The 16,858-nt window shown below is 68.9% G+C and carries 14 protein-coding genes; 2 read left to right on the plus strand and 12 right to left on the minus strand.

Annotated features, from left to right (window positions below):
• Window positions 1–9: 9 nt before the first annotated feature.
• The 7 genes from AC1Z3O_RS29245 to poxR form a co-directional block, all read right to left on the minus strand.
• The gene (locus AC1Z3O_RS29245; protein ID WP_483519935.1) at window positions 10–1,080 is read right to left on the minus strand and encodes a 2Fe-2S iron-sulfur cluster-binding protein; all 1,071 of its coding nucleotides are present in this window, start codon (window positions 1,078–1,080) and stop codon (window positions 10–12) included.
• Window positions 1,081–1,104: 24 nt separating this feature from the next.
• Window positions 1,105–1,464, minus strand: coding sequence for a phenol hydroxylase subunit P4 (locus tag AC1Z3O_RS29250; protein WP_483519936.1), 360 nt, complete (start codon window positions 1,462–1,464; stop codon window positions 1,105–1,107).
• 41 nt (window positions 1,465–1,505) lie between these two features.
• Window positions 1,506–3,020: an aromatic/alkene/methane monooxygenase hydroxylase/oxygenase subunit alpha gene (locus tag AC1Z3O_RS29255; protein ID WP_483519938.1), complete on the minus strand. Its 1,515-nt coding sequence runs from the start codon at window positions 3,018–3,020 to the stop codon at window positions 1,506–1,508.
• Window positions 3,021–3,084: 64 nt separating this feature from the next.
• Window positions 3,085–3,357: an MmoB/DmpM family protein gene (locus tag AC1Z3O_RS29260; RefSeq protein ID WP_483519940.1), complete on the minus strand. Its 273-nt coding sequence runs from the start codon at window positions 3,355–3,357 to the stop codon at window positions 3,085–3,087.
• A 10-nt stretch (window positions 3,358–3,367) separates the two neighbouring features.
• A complete protein-coding gene (locus tag AC1Z3O_RS29265) occupies window positions 3,368–4,363 on the minus strand; it encodes an aromatic/alkene monooxygenase hydroxylase subunit beta (RefSeq protein ID WP_483519942.1) in 996 nt (331 codons plus the stop codon).
• Between the two features lie 92 nt (window positions 4,364–4,455).
• A complete protein-coding gene (locus tag AC1Z3O_RS29270) occupies window positions 4,456–4,686 on the minus strand; it encodes a phenol hydroxylase subunit (RefSeq protein WP_483519944.1) in 231 nt (76 codons plus the stop codon).
• 939 nt (window positions 4,687–5,625) lie between these two features.
• The gene (gene poxR, locus AC1Z3O_RS29275; protein ID WP_483519946.1) at window positions 5,626–7,332 is read right to left on the minus strand and encodes a phenol degradation transcriptional regulator PoxR; all 1,707 of its coding nucleotides are present in this window, start codon (window positions 7,330–7,332) and stop codon (window positions 5,626–5,628) included.
• A gap of 202 nt (window positions 7,333–7,534) precedes the next feature.
• Between poxR and AC1Z3O_RS29280 the strand changes: the two genes are divergently transcribed.
• A complete protein-coding gene (locus tag AC1Z3O_RS29280; RefSeq protein WP_483519948.1) occupies window positions 7,535–8,437 on the plus strand; it encodes a patatin-like phospholipase family protein in 903 nt (300 codons plus the stop codon).
• A gap of 42 nt (window positions 8,438–8,479) precedes the next feature.
• On the opposite strand, the gene AC1Z3O_RS29285 is transcribed toward AC1Z3O_RS29280, so the two are convergent.
• Window positions 8,480–9,019, minus strand: a complete 540-nt coding sequence (locus tag AC1Z3O_RS29285) for a cysteine hydrolase family protein (protein ID WP_483519950.1) — start codon at window positions 9,017–9,019, stop codon at window positions 8,480–8,482.
• A 376-nt stretch (window positions 9,020–9,395) separates the two neighbouring features.
• Here AC1Z3O_RS29285 and AC1Z3O_RS29290 point away from each other — a divergent pair, with 376 nt between their 5' ends.
• A complete protein-coding gene (locus tag AC1Z3O_RS29290; protein WP_483519951.1) occupies window positions 9,396–10,613 on the plus strand; it encodes a CaiB/BaiF CoA transferase family protein in 1,218 nt (405 codons plus the stop codon).
• Window positions 10,614–10,966: 353 nt separating this feature from the next.
• Here the strand turns inward: AC1Z3O_RS29290 and AC1Z3O_RS29295 are convergent, their stop codons facing one another.
• The 4 genes from AC1Z3O_RS29295 to AC1Z3O_RS29310 form a co-directional block, all read right to left on the minus strand.
• On the minus strand, window positions 10,967–11,980 hold the full coding sequence (locus AC1Z3O_RS29295; protein WP_483519953.1) for a tripartite tricarboxylate transporter substrate binding protein: 1,014 nt from the start codon (window positions 11,978–11,980) through the stop codon (window positions 10,967–10,969).
• Between the two features lie 65 nt (window positions 11,981–12,045).
• Window positions 12,046–13,839, minus strand: coding sequence for an acyclic terpene utilization AtuA family protein (locus tag AC1Z3O_RS29300; protein WP_483519955.1), 1,794 nt, complete (start codon window positions 13,837–13,839; stop codon window positions 12,046–12,048).
• Window positions 13,836–15,872 carry an acetyl/propionyl/methylcrotonyl-CoA carboxylase subunit alpha gene (locus tag AC1Z3O_RS29305; RefSeq protein ID WP_483519957.1) on the minus strand — a complete coding sequence of 679 codons (2,037 nt, stop codon included), beginning with the start codon at window positions 15,870–15,872 and terminating at the stop codon, window positions 13,836–13,838. The genes AC1Z3O_RS29300 and AC1Z3O_RS29305 overlap by 4 nt, the downstream gene beginning before the upstream one ends.
• Window positions 15,873–15,935: 63 nt before the next feature.
• Window positions 15,936–16,793, minus strand: a complete 858-nt coding sequence (locus AC1Z3O_RS29310; protein WP_483519959.1) for an enoyl-CoA hydratase/isomerase family protein — start codon at window positions 16,791–16,793, stop codon at window positions 15,936–15,938.
• Window positions 16,794–16,858 lie beyond the last annotated feature (65 nt).

Here is a 16,858-nt window from a genome sequence, read left to right on the forward strand (position 1 = left end):
CGCCTCCTTTCAGATCTTGAACAGGGGGCTGCGCGCGCTGTTCTGCGCATCGCCCGCCGACAGGAACTTCTCGGTATGGATGTCCGCCTCGAACAGCCGGCCCTGCATCAGCGTGCGGATGCAGGCCTCGATCATCGGCGGGGGGCCGCACAGGTAGGCCTTGTGGCCGCGGAAGTCGGCACGGCCTTCGCCATCGGCATAGAGCGCCGCCAGCGCCTCGTGGGCGAAGCCGCGCGCGCCATCCCAGGCGCTCTCCCCCGGCTCGTCTGACAGCGCCGGCACATAGCGGAAGTTGGGGTGGCTCTGCGCCAGCGCGCGGAACTCGTCGTCGTAGTAGAGCTCGGTCCGGTTGCGTGCGCCCTGCACCAGCGTGATCGGCAGGGTCTCTCCCGCCGCCAGCAGCTCGCGGATCATCGCGCGCGGGCTCGACAGGCCGGAGCCGCCCGCCAGGAACAGCATCGGCGCCTGCGCCGACCTGCGCACGAAGAAGCGCCCGTACGGCGCGGAGAAGCGCAGCGCGTCGCCGACCGCCAGCCGCTCATGCAGGAAGCCGGTCGCCTGCCCGCCTTCCACCTTGCGCACGTGCAGTTCCACCAGCTCGTCGTGCGGCGCATTGGCCAGCGAAAAGGCGCGTGGCTGGTCGCAGCCGGGCACCTGCAGGTTCAGGTACTGGCCCGCCTGGAAAGCCACCTTCGCGCCGCCCTTGACGCGCAGCCAGATACCGCGGATGGTCGGGGTGAGCGCGCGCACTTCCACCACTTCGGCCTCGTAATCGGCCAACGGCAAGCCCTGAGCATCTTCATCCTCCTCGATGTCGGCCTCGATGGTCAGGTCCGACTGCGCGGTGGCACAGCAGGCCAGGCACTGGCCGTTGTCGCGCTCGAAGTCCATCAGCGCGAAGCTGGAGGCCTCGCCCTGGTCGACCTCGCCCTCCACCACCTGCACCTTGCAGGTGGCGCACAGGCCGTGGCAGCAGGCGTGCGGCAGCCACACGCCACTGCGCAGGCAGGCGTCCAGCACGGTCTGGCCGGGCGCGATCGGGATGGTCTGCCCGATGGGCTCAATGGTGAGCGAATACATCTTCCTCTCCTTGCGCGGCAGCGCTCAGCTTGCGCTGCCGCCGATGCCGTCCAGGCCGGGCGTGCGGAAGCGGATCACTTCCTTGTGGCCCAGGCCGTTCTGTTCCAGCGTGGCGTCGAAGTCGGGCTGCCAGGGCTGGCCGGCGCGCAGCCACTCCACCTTGTCCCAGTCGATGCGGCCGAAGTCGGGGTGGTAGCCGTAGACGCCCGGGAGCACCTGCTCGACCACGTCGCGCAAGCGCATGGCCGGCGGAAAGGGGAAACAGTGCGGCGCGCAGAACAGCAGGTGCTGGTCCCAGCCGATGTAGAGCAGCCGGTTGCCGTGGAAGACGGCCTCGCGGTCCGCGAGTTCGAAGCGGTATTCGCCGATGGATGCGACGGACATGATCGTGTCTCCTTTGCTTGTCGTTCGATGCCGCGCGGCGCTCAGGCGGCAGCCTGCGGCACGCCCTTCCAGGCATTCCAGTTCTTCTGGTCCTGCGAGCCCTCGAAGTCGAGGTTGTCCGCGCCCAGATTCAAGCGGTACCACTTGAGCACGTCCTCCAGCGAGGCGCCGCCGCAGTTGCCCTGGTAGATCTGGTGCACCGGCAGCCAGGCCTGCGCGTACTTCTCCGGCTCGCCGTCGAAGATGTCCTTGCAGCCGTCGGAGCAGAAGTGGAACTTCATGCCGTGGTAGCTGCTTTCGCGGTAGCAGGTCTGCGTGGGGTCGTCCGCCTCGGAGAACACCATCGGGATCTGGCAGGTCTGGCACAGCATCGGCAGCGTGCCGTTGTAGAAGCGCTCGCCGGCCTGCTGGCGCTCGTGCCAGTAGTCCAGGCGCGGCTTGTAGTAGCGTGCGAAGGTGTCGGGATATTTCTCGTTCAGCCACGCCATCTCGTCTTCCTTCGGAATCCAGGTATGGAAGCCGGCGGCGGCGGCGTAGTTGTAGAAGGTGCCCCAGGCCTCGTGGGTGATGCGGTCCTTGGTCTTGGTGGCGACCTCGTGGTACTTCGGCATGCGCAGGCCGTAGCGCTCCAGGTCCTTGAAGAGCGCACCGCCGGCCTGCTCGAAGTACATCTCCCAGGCCTCGGCCCAAGACATCACGCGGCGCGGCAGCATGTAGTCCATCATCATGCCGACCAGGGTCAGCAGCCGGAAGCCGCGCCAGAACCATTTATCCAGCCACTTCTGCACGATGGGGATGTTGTCCGGATCCTGCTCGCAGATGAACTTGACCACCTCCAGGCCCAGCGTCATGTGGCGCGATTCGTCGGACTGCGCGGAGAAGCCGAAGGTCACAGTCGCCATGTCGCCGTTGTAGGCGGCGCCCGACATGAAGGGCATGAACAACAGGTTGGTCAGCACGTACTCGAAGGAGAACGAGATCGCGGTGATGAACTCGAACGGCCCCGCGCTCATGGCGTCCTCGAAGTAGGACTTGGGCACCGACAGGTACCAGACCCGGTCGTGCATGTGGCGCCATTCGCCGAAGCCGTGGAAGTACTTGTTGTAGACCGACATCGTGTGCAGCTGCGTCTGCGCGTGGCGCAGTTCGTCGATCGACTGCATCTGCGCCGCCACGCGCGCGCCGGCGCCGCGGAAATGGCGGCCCAGGTGCGCGTAGCCGCGGTGCGCGGCATATTCGAGCGGCGTGACGCCGGTCAGGAACAGGCGCAGCGCGTTCAGGTAGCGCGGGTCCGAGACGTTGAGGTGGCCGTTGTTCTGCACGAAGGAGTCGATGATCGCGTACAGCTTGCGCTCCTTCTCCGACTGGTACTTCCAGTAGGCGTCCATGGTCATGCGGAAGGGATCCTCCCACTTGTCCCACGCGTGGATCTTGATGCCTTCGTACTTGTCGAAGGGAAAGACCTTGTCCATCGGCTCGTAGCTGGTTTCCCAGCTGAGGTCGCGCGTCATCATCGCGTACTTCTCGCGCAGGTTGAGCTTCTTGCGTGCGTCCATGATGTCTCCGTGTTCTCGTTCGTTTCGTGCGGTTGCCGCTTCTGGCGTTCAGGGGTTCGGGCGCTCAGGCGCTCCAGTGCAGCGTGAAGGCTTCGTCGGTCTCGTCGATGTTTCCCGACAGCGAGATCAGGTTCAGGTGGATCTCCTGCAGGTCCCAGTCGCGGCCGAGCTTGTCGGCCACCAGCTCGCGCACGATGGTCAGCCGCCCCGGGGCGTCGATCTTGACCATGGCGGGGAACTGCGACACCACCGCTTGCGGGTTCGCCTCGGCAATGGCATCGATGATGGGACGGGTATCGTCGTTGTTCTGCAGGGCGATATAGACGTTGGCGCTCATCTCGGTCTCCTCAGGCAGCCAGGCCGAGCTTGGCCAGCCGTGCGTCGAACTGTTCCAGGCACAGCGCCACCGCCTGCGCCCCCTCCTCGCCCAGCAGGATGCCGGCCACCGGCTGCAGCGCCTCCGCCGCCTGGGCACGCGCGCTGCGCGCCCAGCCCGACAGGAGCTGGCGATTGGCATCCGATTCGGCGGCCGCCGTCTGCACCACGGCGTCGACCCAGCGCACGTGCTCGTCGCGCCAGTCGTTCATGAACTCGGTCAGCACCGCCAGTCCGGTGCCGCAGGCACGCACGATGGCAGCGTCGGCGTGCTGGTAGATCAGCGGGTAGAGCAAGCCATCGAGCACGAGGTTCTGGGTGACGAAGGTCTCGAACCAGTCCTCGATGACGAAGCTGTGCTCGATGAAGCGGCGCAGCGGCTGCCAGGCCGCGCTCTCCAGCCAGGCAGCACGTGCACGCTCGAGGGCCGCGCCGGTGTTGCCGTCGAGCAGCAGGCCGATGCGCGACAGGTACTGGGCAATGCCCAATCGATCCATGGCGCAATAGGTGCAGGCCTGCGTGATGGCCGTGCCCCAGCCATAGTCGGCACAGTAGAAGTTGTTCATGTTCGCCGCCCACTCGACGTGGCGCAGCGGCAGCAGCCCTTCGGTCAGGCGCTCGCGCCATTCCAGCGGCATTGCCTGCAGCAGGCCGCGCTTCTCGACGAAGGCGAAGTTCTTCTCCGCGGCATCCTGCTGGCGGCCACGCGCGCCCACGTAGGCGCCGTAGTAGTACTGGCGCGGATCCTTCAGCGCGTACCAGTCCGCCATCTCGATGGCGGTGCGACGCTTGTCATACAGTTCGAACTGCGGCGCCCAGGTCGGGCGGTACTGGAAGTGGACCTCCGACTGCACGTCGTAGGTCGCTTCCTGGTAGCGCGAGGCCGGCTTGTCGCCGAAGCGGCGCGCCACGTGGCCGTAGGTCTGGCGCAGCGGCTGGATCTGCTGCGTCTTGATGTCGACTTGCATCGCGATGTCTCCTGGTGTGTGTCTCTGTGGCGGCCTGCGCTCGCGCGTGCGGCCGGCGACGTTCGATTTCTGACTTGCGGGGGAAATGCTGGCTATGCCGCGTCCTGCTCTGCCAGCTCGGTGGGTGCTGGGATGGTCGGCAGGAACTGCACGTGGTTCACGCTGCAGAAGGCCTCGAACATCGGCTCGGGCATGATGAGTTCGACGTTCAGCTCCGGGTCAGCGACGCTGAAGGCGAACAGCACGAAGCCCTCCGGCGTACGGCCTTCCACCCGCACGTAGCGCGGCGTGGCTTCGAAGAGCGGGACCGACTGGTTGATCATGGTGTCTCCTTGCGCGTGGCGTTCTGCGTTCTGCGTTCTGTTTCGCCAGACCATTGCGAAGACCGTGCCAGGCCCCCGACCACCCGCGTGGATGCGGCCTCCGCGGGAAGCACGCGGGCTGCGGGAGCGCGCTGCCTCCGTACAAACCCGGACAAAGCGCGACGTCGGAGCTAGATCAATTCATCAAGCCCCCTCCCGCGCTTGATCAAATGATCAAATGCCGCGCCGGGCGGGCGTTTGCGGGCAGCGTACGGGCTCGCCTGGCGCCTTGCGCGTTGCAACAGCAGGGTGCGGCGGATGCTCCGCTCCCGCGACGAGACGGGGGCCGCGCGGCACGACGCGGCGCAGCATCGCGAGCGCGCGTGCCGCAGGCCGGGATCGGGCGGCCGCGTCACTGGTGCATCAAATGATCAAATGGGGGTGGGGAGATGAGGAAGCCGGGAGATCCGGCTTGTCGGTGGGTGGTTCGACGGGCGCCGGCTTGTTCGCACGGCGTCGGCTTGCGCCGCGCGCATACGTGTGCCGTCGTTTCGCGCCGCGCCGGTTTGCTCCCCTCTCCCGCTTGCGGGAGAGGGGTTGGGGGTGAGGGCGGGTGCTTGCCAATGGCGATGTGCTGGACAACACCATCGGCTTCGTCTTTGGCTTGGCGTGCTGGATAAAACCAACGGCTTCGTTGTGCGTGGCGCCTTGCTAGACCACCCCTCACCCCGGCCCTCTCCCCATGAGGGGAGAGGGGGTCAAGACACTATGCTTGGCCAACGGTGTTGGCGCATCTTGTCGGCTTCGGCTCGCCTTGGCGTGCTGGACCACACCGACGGCTTCGTTTGAATGTGGCGCCTTGCTAGACCACCCCTCTCCCCCAACCCTCTCCCCATGAGGGGAGAGGGAGCCAAGACCTCGTGCTTGGCCCATGGTGTTGACGCATCCTTTCGGCCTCACTCAGCCACTCTTGCCGCGCGTCTTCCATCGGTATGCCAGCTGTGGCCGCGTCAGCCCCAGCAGCCGGGCCGCCTGGCTCATATTGCCGTCGGCCCGCTGCATGGCGGCATCCATCAGCACGCTTTCCACTTCGCCCAGCGCCAGGCCGTTCTCGGCCATATAGTCGAGCAGGCCGTGCACGGCGGCCTCGCGCAGGCCGGGCAGCGCGCCCTGCTCTCCCAGCCGGGGCGTGGTGTCAACCGCGGGCGGTGCTTCACTGCCTGGCAGGAAGAGCTGCTCGGCGGTGATGTGGCCGCCGTTGGCCGCCAGGATCACGCCGCGCTCGATCACGTTCTCCAGCTCACGCACATTGCCCGGCCAGTCATAACGGCGCAGTTCGGCCAGCGCGCGGTCGGTGATGCCGAGGATCTTCTTGCCGTGGCGCGCGCCGTAGCGGGCGATGAAGCGCTCGGCCAGCGGCCGGATATCGTCCAGGCGCTCGCGCAGCGGCGGGATCGTGACCGGGTAGACGTTGAGCCGGTAATACAGGTCCTTGCGGAAGGTACCCTGCCTGACCGCCTCGGCCAGGTCGACATTGGTGGCGGCCACCAGGCGCACGTCGACCTTGCGCGGCTCGGTCCCGCCCACGCGCTCGACCTCGCCCTCCTGCAGCACGCGCAGCAACTTGGACTGGGCCGACGCGGAAAGCTCGCCCAGTTCATCCAGGAACAGCGTGCCGCCATGCGCGCGCTCGAAGCGGCCGGCGCGCGACTGGTGGGCCCCGGTGTAGGCGCCCTTCCCCACGCCGAACAGCTCGGACTCGATCAGTTCGTCGGGAATGGCCGCGCAGTTCACCGCCACGAAGGGCTTGTCCGCACGCGCGCTGACGCCATGCAGCGCCTGCGCGAAGCGTTCCTTGCCGACCCCGGTCTCGCCCAGCAGCAACACCGTCACATTGCTGCCCGCCGCGCGCTGCAGCAGGTTCCAGGCCGCGCGGAAGCCCGGCGAGCCGCCGACCAGGTCGGCCGGTTGATCGTTGGCGCGCTGCAGGGCCCGCAACTGCTCGACCTCGCTCTGCAGCGCCAGGATGGTGTCGATGACCGGGTCCGGCTGGTACAGGGCCAGTTCGGCCTCCCCGTCGGCCCACTCTTCGAGCGGCTTGCCCAGGATGCGGCAGTGGTCATGCCCGCAGCCGACGCATTCGAGTTCGCGGTAGAGGATGGTCTTGCCCATCAGCGCCGAGGTGTAGCCGGTGGCGTAGCCGATCTGCATCCAGCACACCGGGGCCTGCGCCACGCCGAATATCTGCCGGTGGACATCCCCCTCGAAGGAGTCTTCCCAAAGGAACTCGCCATGATAGACACCCTCGGCGATATTGATGTCCACGGCCAGTGGCGTCACCCGGACCACACCTTCGATGGTGTGCAGGCAAGGCCCCATCTCCAGCCTGCCGAAATCGCTGTGCCCCGAGCGCATGGACTTGGCCAGCTCGGCATCGCGGGCGCCGGAATGGAAGCCCATGCGCATGAACAGCCCGCGTGCGCGCTCCATGCCGAGGGTGTCCACCAGTTCCTTGCGCAGCGCGCCCAGCGCTGCCGTATGCAGCAGGATCATGCGCTGCTCGCCCAGCCAGATCGAGCCTTCCTTCATGGCGAAGCGCAGGCGGCGGGCGAGATTGGACAGGCCATCGCGCATGGTGGCCGAGAAATTGTCGGTAGAACTGCTCATAGTCTCCTCTCTTTGCACCGGCCTGCGGGCCGGCGTGCCTTTTTTGTGGCAACGCTATGCACATTATGTGCCAAAGGCAGGGCAGCCCCCCTTCCAGCCCTTTCCCGCCTGCGGTACTGGCAGCGCACGCGGCCACGATATACCCTAGTCTCACCTTCCCACCCAGGCGATTTGCCGCGCACCTGCTGCATCGCAACACACCATGGAAAAGACAGCCTTCGTTTTTGCTGGCGGCGGCAGCCTCGGCGCGATCGAGGCCGGCATGCTGCGCGAGCTGGTGGCCTCCGGGGTGATACCGGATTTCGTGGTCGGCGCCTCGGCCGGTGCCATCAACGGCGCCTACTTCGCCTGCTATCCCCATATGGAAGGCACCTCGCGGCTGGAGTCACTGTGGCGCGGTGTACGGCGCGCTGATGTCATGCCCTGGACCTGGCGCAGCATGCTCGGCATGTTCGGCGGGCGGCGCGGACACCTGGTCGAGTCCACCGCGCTGCAGCGGCTGCTGGCCCGCAATTTCGGCGACGCGCAGCTGGAGGGTACCGAGCTACCGCTGCACGTGGTGGCCACCGACATGCAGACCGGCGAAGAAGTGGTGCTGTCCTCCGGCAATATCGTCCAGGCGGTACTGGCCAGCGCCGCGATTCCCGGCGTGTTCCCGCCTGTACGGCTCGGCGGCCGCGCCCTGATCGACGGCGGAGTGGCCAACAACACGCCGGTATCCACCGCCGTGCGCCTGGGCGCCACGCGCGTGCTGGTGCTGCCGGCCGGCTTTGCCTGCTCGCAGCGGCGCGAGCCGCGCGGCCCCATCGAGCATGCGTTCAACGCACTGTCGCTGCTGGTGGCGCGCCAGCTCGTGCAGGACCTTGAACGCTGGTCCGAGCGGGCCCGCATCAGCGTGGTGCCGCCGCTATGCCCGCTCGACGTCTCGCCCTACGACTACACCCGCTGCAGCGAGTTGATCGAGCGCGCGGCCGCCGCCACCGCCGCCTGGCTGAATGCCGGTGGGCTCGATCGCTGTGACGTACCGGGTGCCCTCCACCCGCACAGCCACGATGCGGATCACCCGGACTGCAGCGTCGACTTCCCGGCCGCGGCAGTGCACTAGCCGGCGCTGAATGCCCGCCGGCATGGCTGTCCGTCCGCGAAGCTAGAAACGGCAATCCGCCGCGGCCACCAGTTGTGCGAACGCACCACCCAGGGTGAGGTTATGGTGGGCGATGATGGACGCAGCGGGCAGCACGGATGTGTCCATGCAGGTATGCGCATCGGCCACCAGCACCGGACGCAGGCCCAGGTCTGCCGCCGCGCGGCAGGTCGCATCGATGCAGTACTGCGTCTTCATGCCGGTGATCACCAGTTCCTTCACGCCCGCTTCGGCCAAGCGCTCGGCCAGCTCCGTGCCGAAGAAGCAGCTCGGCCGGGTCTTGTCGAATACGGTGTCGTGCGCGGCGTTCACGGCCAGGCGCGGCAACAGCTCCCAGGCCGGGCTGCCTGCGGCAATGGGCGATCCCGCCGGGCCGGTGTGGCGCGCGGCGAAGATCGGCGCACCGGCCTGGCGCGCGCGGGCCGCGAGCTGGTTGATCTGCGCGAGGATACGCTCGCCTTCGTGGGGCGGCTCCGGGCCGTCGAACAGGCCACGCTGCATGTCGATGATCAGCAGGGCACGGCGCAGGGAAGGTTCGGCCATGGTGTTTCTCCAGTCATGTCACATCGATCGGTCAGCGGCCCCTGCGATGGACGGAGAAACAACAAGGCCCCGTCCATCGCTGGCGGGGCCCTGAAGCAAGTATGCGATCTCCGACTCGATACCGTCCTCACGACCCGCCTGGCGCGGTCGTGGTGGTGGTGGTGGTCGAAGTGATGGCGCGGAGCGCGTCGGGATGCATGGCAACCATCATGCAGTGGGAGCGGCGCATCGTCAACCCTCCGCGCGTTCGCACCGTACGCCGCCTGCCGCATTACGCTTCGCCTGGGGCATACACATGCTTTGGCACAAAGGAATTGTGCGAACGTCGCCGCGGCTCAACCATGTCGCACGTTCACTTCAAGACAGGCAGGCATCGATGAGTGCAATCCTGAAGGGCATCAAAGTGCTCGACCTGACCCGCGTCGTCGCGGGCCCGTGGGCCACGCAGAATCTCGCCGACATGGGCGCCACCGTCTACAAGATCGAGAAGCCGGGCGATGGCGACGACACGCGCAAGATGGGGCCCTTCCTCACCGATGCGCAAGGCAAGACCAGCAACGACTCGGCCTTCTACCTGTGCTGCAATCGCGGCAAGCAGTCAGTCACGGTGGACATCTCGCAGCCGGAAGGCGCCGAACTGGTGCGCCGGCTGGCCGCACGCTGCGACGTGGTGGTCGAGAATTACAAGGCCGGCAGCCTGCGCAAGTACGGTCTCGATTACGAGACGATCCGCGCGCTGCGCCCTGACATCATCTATTGCTCGGTGACCGGCTTCGGCCCCGACGGCCCCTATGCCGCGCGCCCCGCCTACGACTTCATCCTGCAAGGCATGGCGGGCCTGATGAGCACCTGCGGCCAGCCCGACGGCAGCCCCGGCGCCGAGCCCATGCGCACGGCCATTCCCGTCACCGACATCCTGACCGGCCTCAATGCCAGCGTGGCCCTGATGGGCGCGCTCTACCACCGCCTCGCCACCGGCGAGGGCCAGTACATCGACGCGGCCATGCTCGACGCCGCGGTGGCCGCCAGCGGCCACCTGGCGCTGGGCTATCTGATGACGGGCAAGGTGCCGGGGCGCGCGGGCAACACTAACCCGGTTGCCGCGCCGTCCGAAGTGTTCGCCTGTGCCGACGGCCACCTGATCGTCGCAGCGGGCAACAATGGCCAGTTCGCCTCGCTGTGCAAGGTGCTCGGCTGCAACGAGCTGCTCGACGACGAACGCTTCCGCGAGAACACCGGCCGCGTGGCCCACCGCATGGCGCTGCGCGAGCAGATCGCCGCGCGCGCGGCCAGCTGGCGCTCGGCCGACCTGCTGGCCGCGCTCGAACGCGCGTTCGTGCCGTGCGGCCCCATCAATTCACTCGACGAGGTGTTCGCGGATCCGCAGGTGCAGCACCGCGACCTGCTGCAGCGCCTGCCCCATGGCCGCGGCGTCGACGCCCCCTCGCTGCGCAGCCCGCTGCGCTTCTCCGCCACGCCGGTCGAGATGCGTGCCCCGCCGATACTGGGCGAGCATACCGAGGCGGCGCTGCGTGCGGAACTGGGGCTGGGGGATGCGGAGCTGGCGGGGTTGCGGGAGAAGGGGGTGGTGTAGGGGCACGGCCTTGTGGCGGGCGCCCTGCGCCCCGTACGCGGGATCGTTCTGGCTTGCGCCTGCCCTCTCCCCCGGCCCCTCTCCCGCAAGCGGGAGAGGGGAGCAAACCGGCGCGGCGCGAATGCCATTGCGCTAGCCGAAGCCGACAGGAAGCGCCAATACTACCAACGCGGCGCCAATTCCATCGCGCTAGCCGAAGCCGACAGGATGCACTAATACCATTGGCCAAGCACGAGGTCTTGGCTCCCTCTCCCCTCATGGGGAGAGGGTTGGGGAGAGGGGTGGTCTAGCAAGGCGCCACGCACAAACGAAGCCGTCGGTGTTGTCCAGCACGCCAAGCCAAAGCCCCCACCTCAATCCAGATGAATATCCGCCTGCTTCACCACCGCCGCCCACCGCACCGCCTCCTCGCGGATGAACGCCTGGAACTGCTCCGGCGTCCCGCCCACGGGCTCAATGCCGTAGTCGATCAAGCGTGCATGAACCTCGGGCAGCGCCAGTACAGCCGCCATTTCCACCGATAGCTTGTCCAGCACCGTCTTGGGCGTCTTGGCCGGCGCCAGCAGGCCGATCCAGCTGGAGGCGGCCGCCGCGGGATAACCGGCTTCGGCGATGGTCGGGACGTCCGGCGCGGTCGGCCAGCGCGTGGGGCCGGTGATGGCCAGCGCCTTGATCTTGCCGGCCCGCACCTGCGGCATCATGGTCTGCACCGAATCGAAGATCACCGCCACCTGCCCGGAGAACAGGTCCGGCAGCGCCGGCGAGATGCCTTTGTAGGGCACGTGGATCATCTTCATGCCGGCTGCGCGCGCGAACAGTTCGCCCGTGAGGTGGGCGCCGGAACCGTTGCCGCTGGAGGCAAAGGTCATGCGCTGCGGATTGGCCTTGCCCCACGCCACCAGTTCCTTGACGTTGTTGGGCGGCAATTGCCCGCTGGATACCATCAGCATGGGGATGCGGCCAATCTGGCTGACCCCGGTCAGGTCCTTGACGGGGTCGTAGTTCATGTGGGAATACAGGCTCGGGTTGATGGCGTGCGCCGCCACCACCACCAGCAGCGAGTAGCCGTCAGGTGCCGACTTGGCGACGTTGTCCGAGCCGATCATGCCGTTGGCGCCAGGCCGGTTCTCCACCACGACGGGCTGGCCCAGCCGTTCGCCCAGTTTCAGCATCACCAGCCGGGTCACGGTGTCGGACACACCGCCCGGTGTGTAGGGCACCACCACGCGGATCGGCTTGCTTGGGTAGGCCGGCTGCGCCGAGGCCGCGGCCGGCAGCAGCGGCAGGGCCAGTGCGAGTGTGGCGGCGCACAGCAGCGCGCGCAGGCGGGAGCGATGCAGGCCTTGCCTGCGTTTCGGGTAGTCCATGGTGTCTCCTCTGGAATCGATGTTGCGCCCGCCCCTTGCCGGGCGCCGTGATGCTGCCGCCAGGTCTACGCCCAGCTCTGCGGCACCGAAAGGGGAAAATCAAGCAGCATCTGGGCGTAGCTCTTGCCTAGCGGATCGGAGCGCAGGCTGGCCACGCCGCCCCCGCCCAGCGCCCCGTGCAGCAGGAAATTGAGCGCATGCAGGCCGGGTACCTCGAAGCGTTCGACGCCTCCGCTCAGCAGATGGGCGAAGTAGCCGCGCACCGCGTCGGTCGTCAGTTGCTCGCGCAGGAGCGGCAGGAAGCGCGGCTCGCGCGCGATCACGCCGATGTTCTCGTCATCGCCCTTGTCACCGCTGCGCGCATAGGCCAGCGCCACCAGCGGCCGCTGCACGCGCGGCTCGTCCTGCGGTGGCGGTTCCTGCGCAGGCATCGGCAGCGCCACCGCCAGGCCGGGCTCACCGCACAGCGCGGCGCAGGGCAGCGTCAGGCGCGCGCTATCCAGCTCGACCTGCATCGGCACCCACTGCTTGGGCACGAGGAAGGACGACACCTTCACCACCGGCTGGATCTCGACACGCCCCGAGAACGAGGATCGCGTGCCCGCCGCCATGGACGTGCCCGCCGACGCGGCTTCGCGCTGCAGCGGCGCCAGGCCGCGGGCCTGCGCATGCCGCGCGCCGATGCGCAGCACCACTTCGCGCGTGGGCAGCACGCGCGCCTGCGGGCCGTACTGCGACTCGCAGCCCAGCAGCTCGACGATGGTCTCGGTGTAGTCCGGCAGCCCGCGCTCGGCCAGCATGCGACGTGTGCGCGCCAGCAGCGCATCCGCCGTGCGGCGCGCCTTGGCCGGCGCATCGATGCCGCGGATGGCCATCATCAGGCTGAGCTGGAAGCCGTCCTGCCACGTCGCGTTGCCTTTGTAGTGCGAACCCGGCGCGCGCCCGCGCGCACCGCTCAGCCTGACCTGCCCCGGCCCGGCCGGCTCGGCGCGCACCATGCGGAAGTCGCAGGTGACGTCGGGCATCAGGTAGTTGGCCGGGTCGCCGACCTCGTACAACACCTGCTCGGCGACGGCGCCAGGGTCGATCAGGCCGCCGGTGTCGTCGGGCTTGGACAGCACCACGGTGCCATCCGGCGCGCAGTCGATCACCGGATAACCGATGCGATCCCAGTCCGGCACCCGCTGCCAGTCCGTGAACAGCCCGCCGGTGGCCTGCGCCCCGCATTCGATGAGGTGGCCTGCCAGCGTGCCGGCTGCCAGCCGGTCCCAATCGTCCCAGCCCCAGCCGAACTCGTGCGCCAGCGCGCCGACCACCACGGCGCTGTCGACGCAGCGGCCGGCGATCACGATCTGCGCGCCCATGTCGAGTGCGCGCGCGATCCCCTGCGCCCCGGTGTAGACATTGGCGGACCACGGCTCGTCAGGCAGCCTGCCGCCGTCGAATGACTGCAGGCCCTGCGCCTGCCACTGCGCGTAGTACGGCATCACGTCGTCGCCGCTGACCACGGCGATGCGCGGCGACAGTCCCTGTTCGCGCGCCGCCGCCAGCAGCGCGTCGCGGCAGGCGGCGGGGTTGAGGCCACCGGCATTGGCCACCACGCGTACGCCCCGCGCCAGGATCTCGCGCAGGTGCGGAGCCATGGCCGCCTGCACGAAATCGGTGGCATAGCCGAGCGCCGGGTTCTTGGCGCGCGCGCGGGCCAGGATGGACATCGTGGTTTCCGCGAGGTAGTCGTAGACCAGGTAGTCCAGGCCGGGCACATCGAGCAACTGCGGCGTGGCGGTGGCCGAATCGCCCCAGAAGCCGGACGCGCCGCCGATGCGGACCGTGCGCTTTCCTCGGTTGGCGGCGCTCATGCTTGCCCCCCCGTCTTGGCCACGCCATCCTGCGCCGCCGGCTGCACCCGTGCCAGCAAGGCCCCTGCGCGCGCCTGGCCTCCAGCGCGCGCCGGCAGGTCCACCACGACACCGGCGAAGGGGGCGGTCAACGTGTGCTCCATCTTCATGGCTTCCAGCACTACCAGCGGCTGGCCCGCCTCCACGCTGGCGCCCGCTTCCACGTGCACCGCGACGATGCGCGCCGTGAGCGGCGCCACGAGCGCGCCGCCGCCGGCACCGCTCTCGTCCGCGCCGCGCCTGCGGCGCGCGTCCTGCCGCTGGAAGCGCCAGGCACGCCCTGCCGCCGACAGGTGCAGCGCGTGGCCATCCAGCGCGAACACCAGCGGATAGACCACGCCATCGCATTCGACCAGCGCATCGCCACGCGCGGCATCGGCACGCAAGACTCGCAACGCAAGGGTCGGCGCGGCATCCTCGCCCGGCGCCGGCTGCCCGGCGGCCTCCAGTTCGGCCAGCCAGCCTTCGCCATCGGCGCGCAGCGCCACGCGCCAGGCGCGATCGGCGCTCTGCAACGTCAAGGCGACGACCGCCGGCGCCAGCGCCGCCGTGGGCCGCCCGTCTAGCAGACCGGCGGCAGCGAGCGCGGCGCAGGCCACCACCGGCGCGGACGGCAACGCTGGCTGCAGTGCCGCCTGCATATGCGCCGCAACGAAGCCGGTGTGCACATCGTTGCCCGCGAAGGCCGGGTGCGCCAGGCAGTCGGCCAGGAAACCCTGGTTGGTCGGCACGCCCAGCAGCACGCAATCCTCGACGGCGCGCAACAGCTTGCGCCGCGCCTCTTCGCGCGTGGGGCCGTGCGCCACCAGCTTGGCGATCATCGAGTCATAGTGGGTGGGAATAGCGCCGCCCTCCTCCAGCGCATGATCGACGCGCACGCCACGGCCCGCGTCCGGCGCGCGCCAGCGCAGCACCGGGCCACCCTGCGGCAGGAAGCCGGCCGGCACGTCCTCGGCGGTCAGCCGCACCTCGATGGCGTGGCCGCGCAGCGCCACCTCGTCCTGCGCCACCGGCAGCGGCTCGCCGGCGGCCACGCGCAACTGCCATTCGACCAGATCGAAGCCGGTGATGGCCTCGGTCACAGCATGCTCCACCTGCAGGCGCGTGTTCATCTCCATGAAATAGAAGGCGCCCTGTGCGTCGAGCAGGAACTCCATGGTCCCGGCGCCGACGTAGCCGATCGCGCGTGCGGCCCGCACCGCCGCCTCGCCCATGCGCGCCCGCAATGCGGCGCCCACGGCCGGCGACGGCGCCTCCTCCACCACCTTCTGGTGGCGGCGCTGCACCGAACAGTCGCGCTCGCCCAGGTGGATGGCATTGCCGTGGCTGTCGGCAAAGACCTGGATCTCGACGTGGCGGGGCGCGATCACCGCGCGCTCCAGGATCAGCTCCGCCGAACCGAAGGCGGCATCCGCCTCCGAACGGGCGCTCGCCAGCGCGCCGGGCAGCGCGGCCCGCTCGTGCACCAGCCGCATGCCGCGCCCGCCGCCTCCTGCCGCGGCCTTCACCATCAGCGGGAAGCCGATCCGCTCGCCTTCGGCCAGCAGCGTGGTGTCGTCCTGCGCCTCGCCCTGGTAGCCAGGCACGCAGGGCATGTCGGCCGTCTGCATCAGCCGCTTGGCCTGCGCCTTGTTGCCCATGGCGCGAATGGCCTCGGCGGGCGGTCCGACGAAGACCAGGCCGGCGGACGTCACCGCTTCGGCGAATTCGGCATTCTCCGCCAGGAAGCCATAGCCCGGATGCACGGCATCGGCTCCGCTGGCGCGTGCCGCCTCGATCAGCGCCGGGATGTTGAGATAGGAGTCGCGCGGCGCGGCACCGCCGATGCGCACGGCGCGGTCGGCAAAGGCAACGTGCGCCCCATGGCGGTCGGCCTCGGAATAGACGGCCACCACCCCCAGGCCGAGGCGGCGTGCGGTACGCATGATGCGCAACGCGATCTCGCCGCGGTTGGCAACCAGCAGGGTATGAAAGGGACGGGTGCTAGCAAGCATGTCTTGGGTCCAGAAGAGCGCGGGCGGGCCAGGCAATCGATGGTGGCAAGCCCGACGCAGGGATCAGCGGGAGGTGGCGGCGGGCGCCTGGGCGGCGCGCACTGCGGCGGCGTCGAAGCGGGCAACCCATGCGGCGTCGCGCTTGTCGCGGAAGGCCTGCACGCCTTCGGCGCCCTCGTCGCGCATGCAATCGGCGAAGACCAGCGCGGCGGCGTCGAGCAGTTCGCCCTGCGGCTCCGTGCCGCAGCGGGCCACCAGCTTCTTGAAGGCGCGATTGGCATGGGGCGCGCAGCGGCAAAGCTGCGTGAGCCATTGCGCCAGCAGCGCGTCCAGCGCGGCGCCATCGTCCGCCAGGTCGTCGACCAGGCCGAGCGCGCGCGCCGTCTCCCCGCTGACGCGCTCGCCGGTCAGCCCGAGGCGGCGCGCCGTGCGCGCGCCCAGCCGCGCCACCACGAAGGGCGCGATCTGCGCCGCGACGATGCCCAGCGACGTCTCCGACAGGGCGAAGCGCGCGTCGCGCGTGGCCAGCACGAGATCGGCGGCGCAGGCCAGCCCCATGCCGCCGCCCATGGCCGCGCCTTCCACGGCAGCGATCACCGGCACCGGCAGCGAGGCCAGCTGCTGCATGAAATAGCCGAACTGCCGGTTGCGCGCCGCCACAGGGTCAGCGATGCCAGGGGCGGCAGCCAGCCGCGCCTGGAAGTTGCCGACGTTGCCGCCCGCGCAGAAGAAGCCCTGGGCGCCGCGCAGCACCAGCGCGCGCAGCGCGGTGTCGCGGCCGGCAGCCTCCACCGCGGCGACCAGAGAGTCCACCACGTCCGGGCCCAGCGCATTGCGCGTGGCCGGGCGGTTGAGGGTGAGAAACAGCACGTCCTGGTAGCGGCGGACGATGACCGGGTCTTGTTCCATTTCGTTCGGCATGGCGATGGCTCGGCGGGATGGCGCGGGATGGCGAATCAGGACGCGTGGATGCTGGCGCTTGCGCG

It is taken from the genome of Cupriavidus sp. 09_S30 (genome assembly GCF_056930435.1).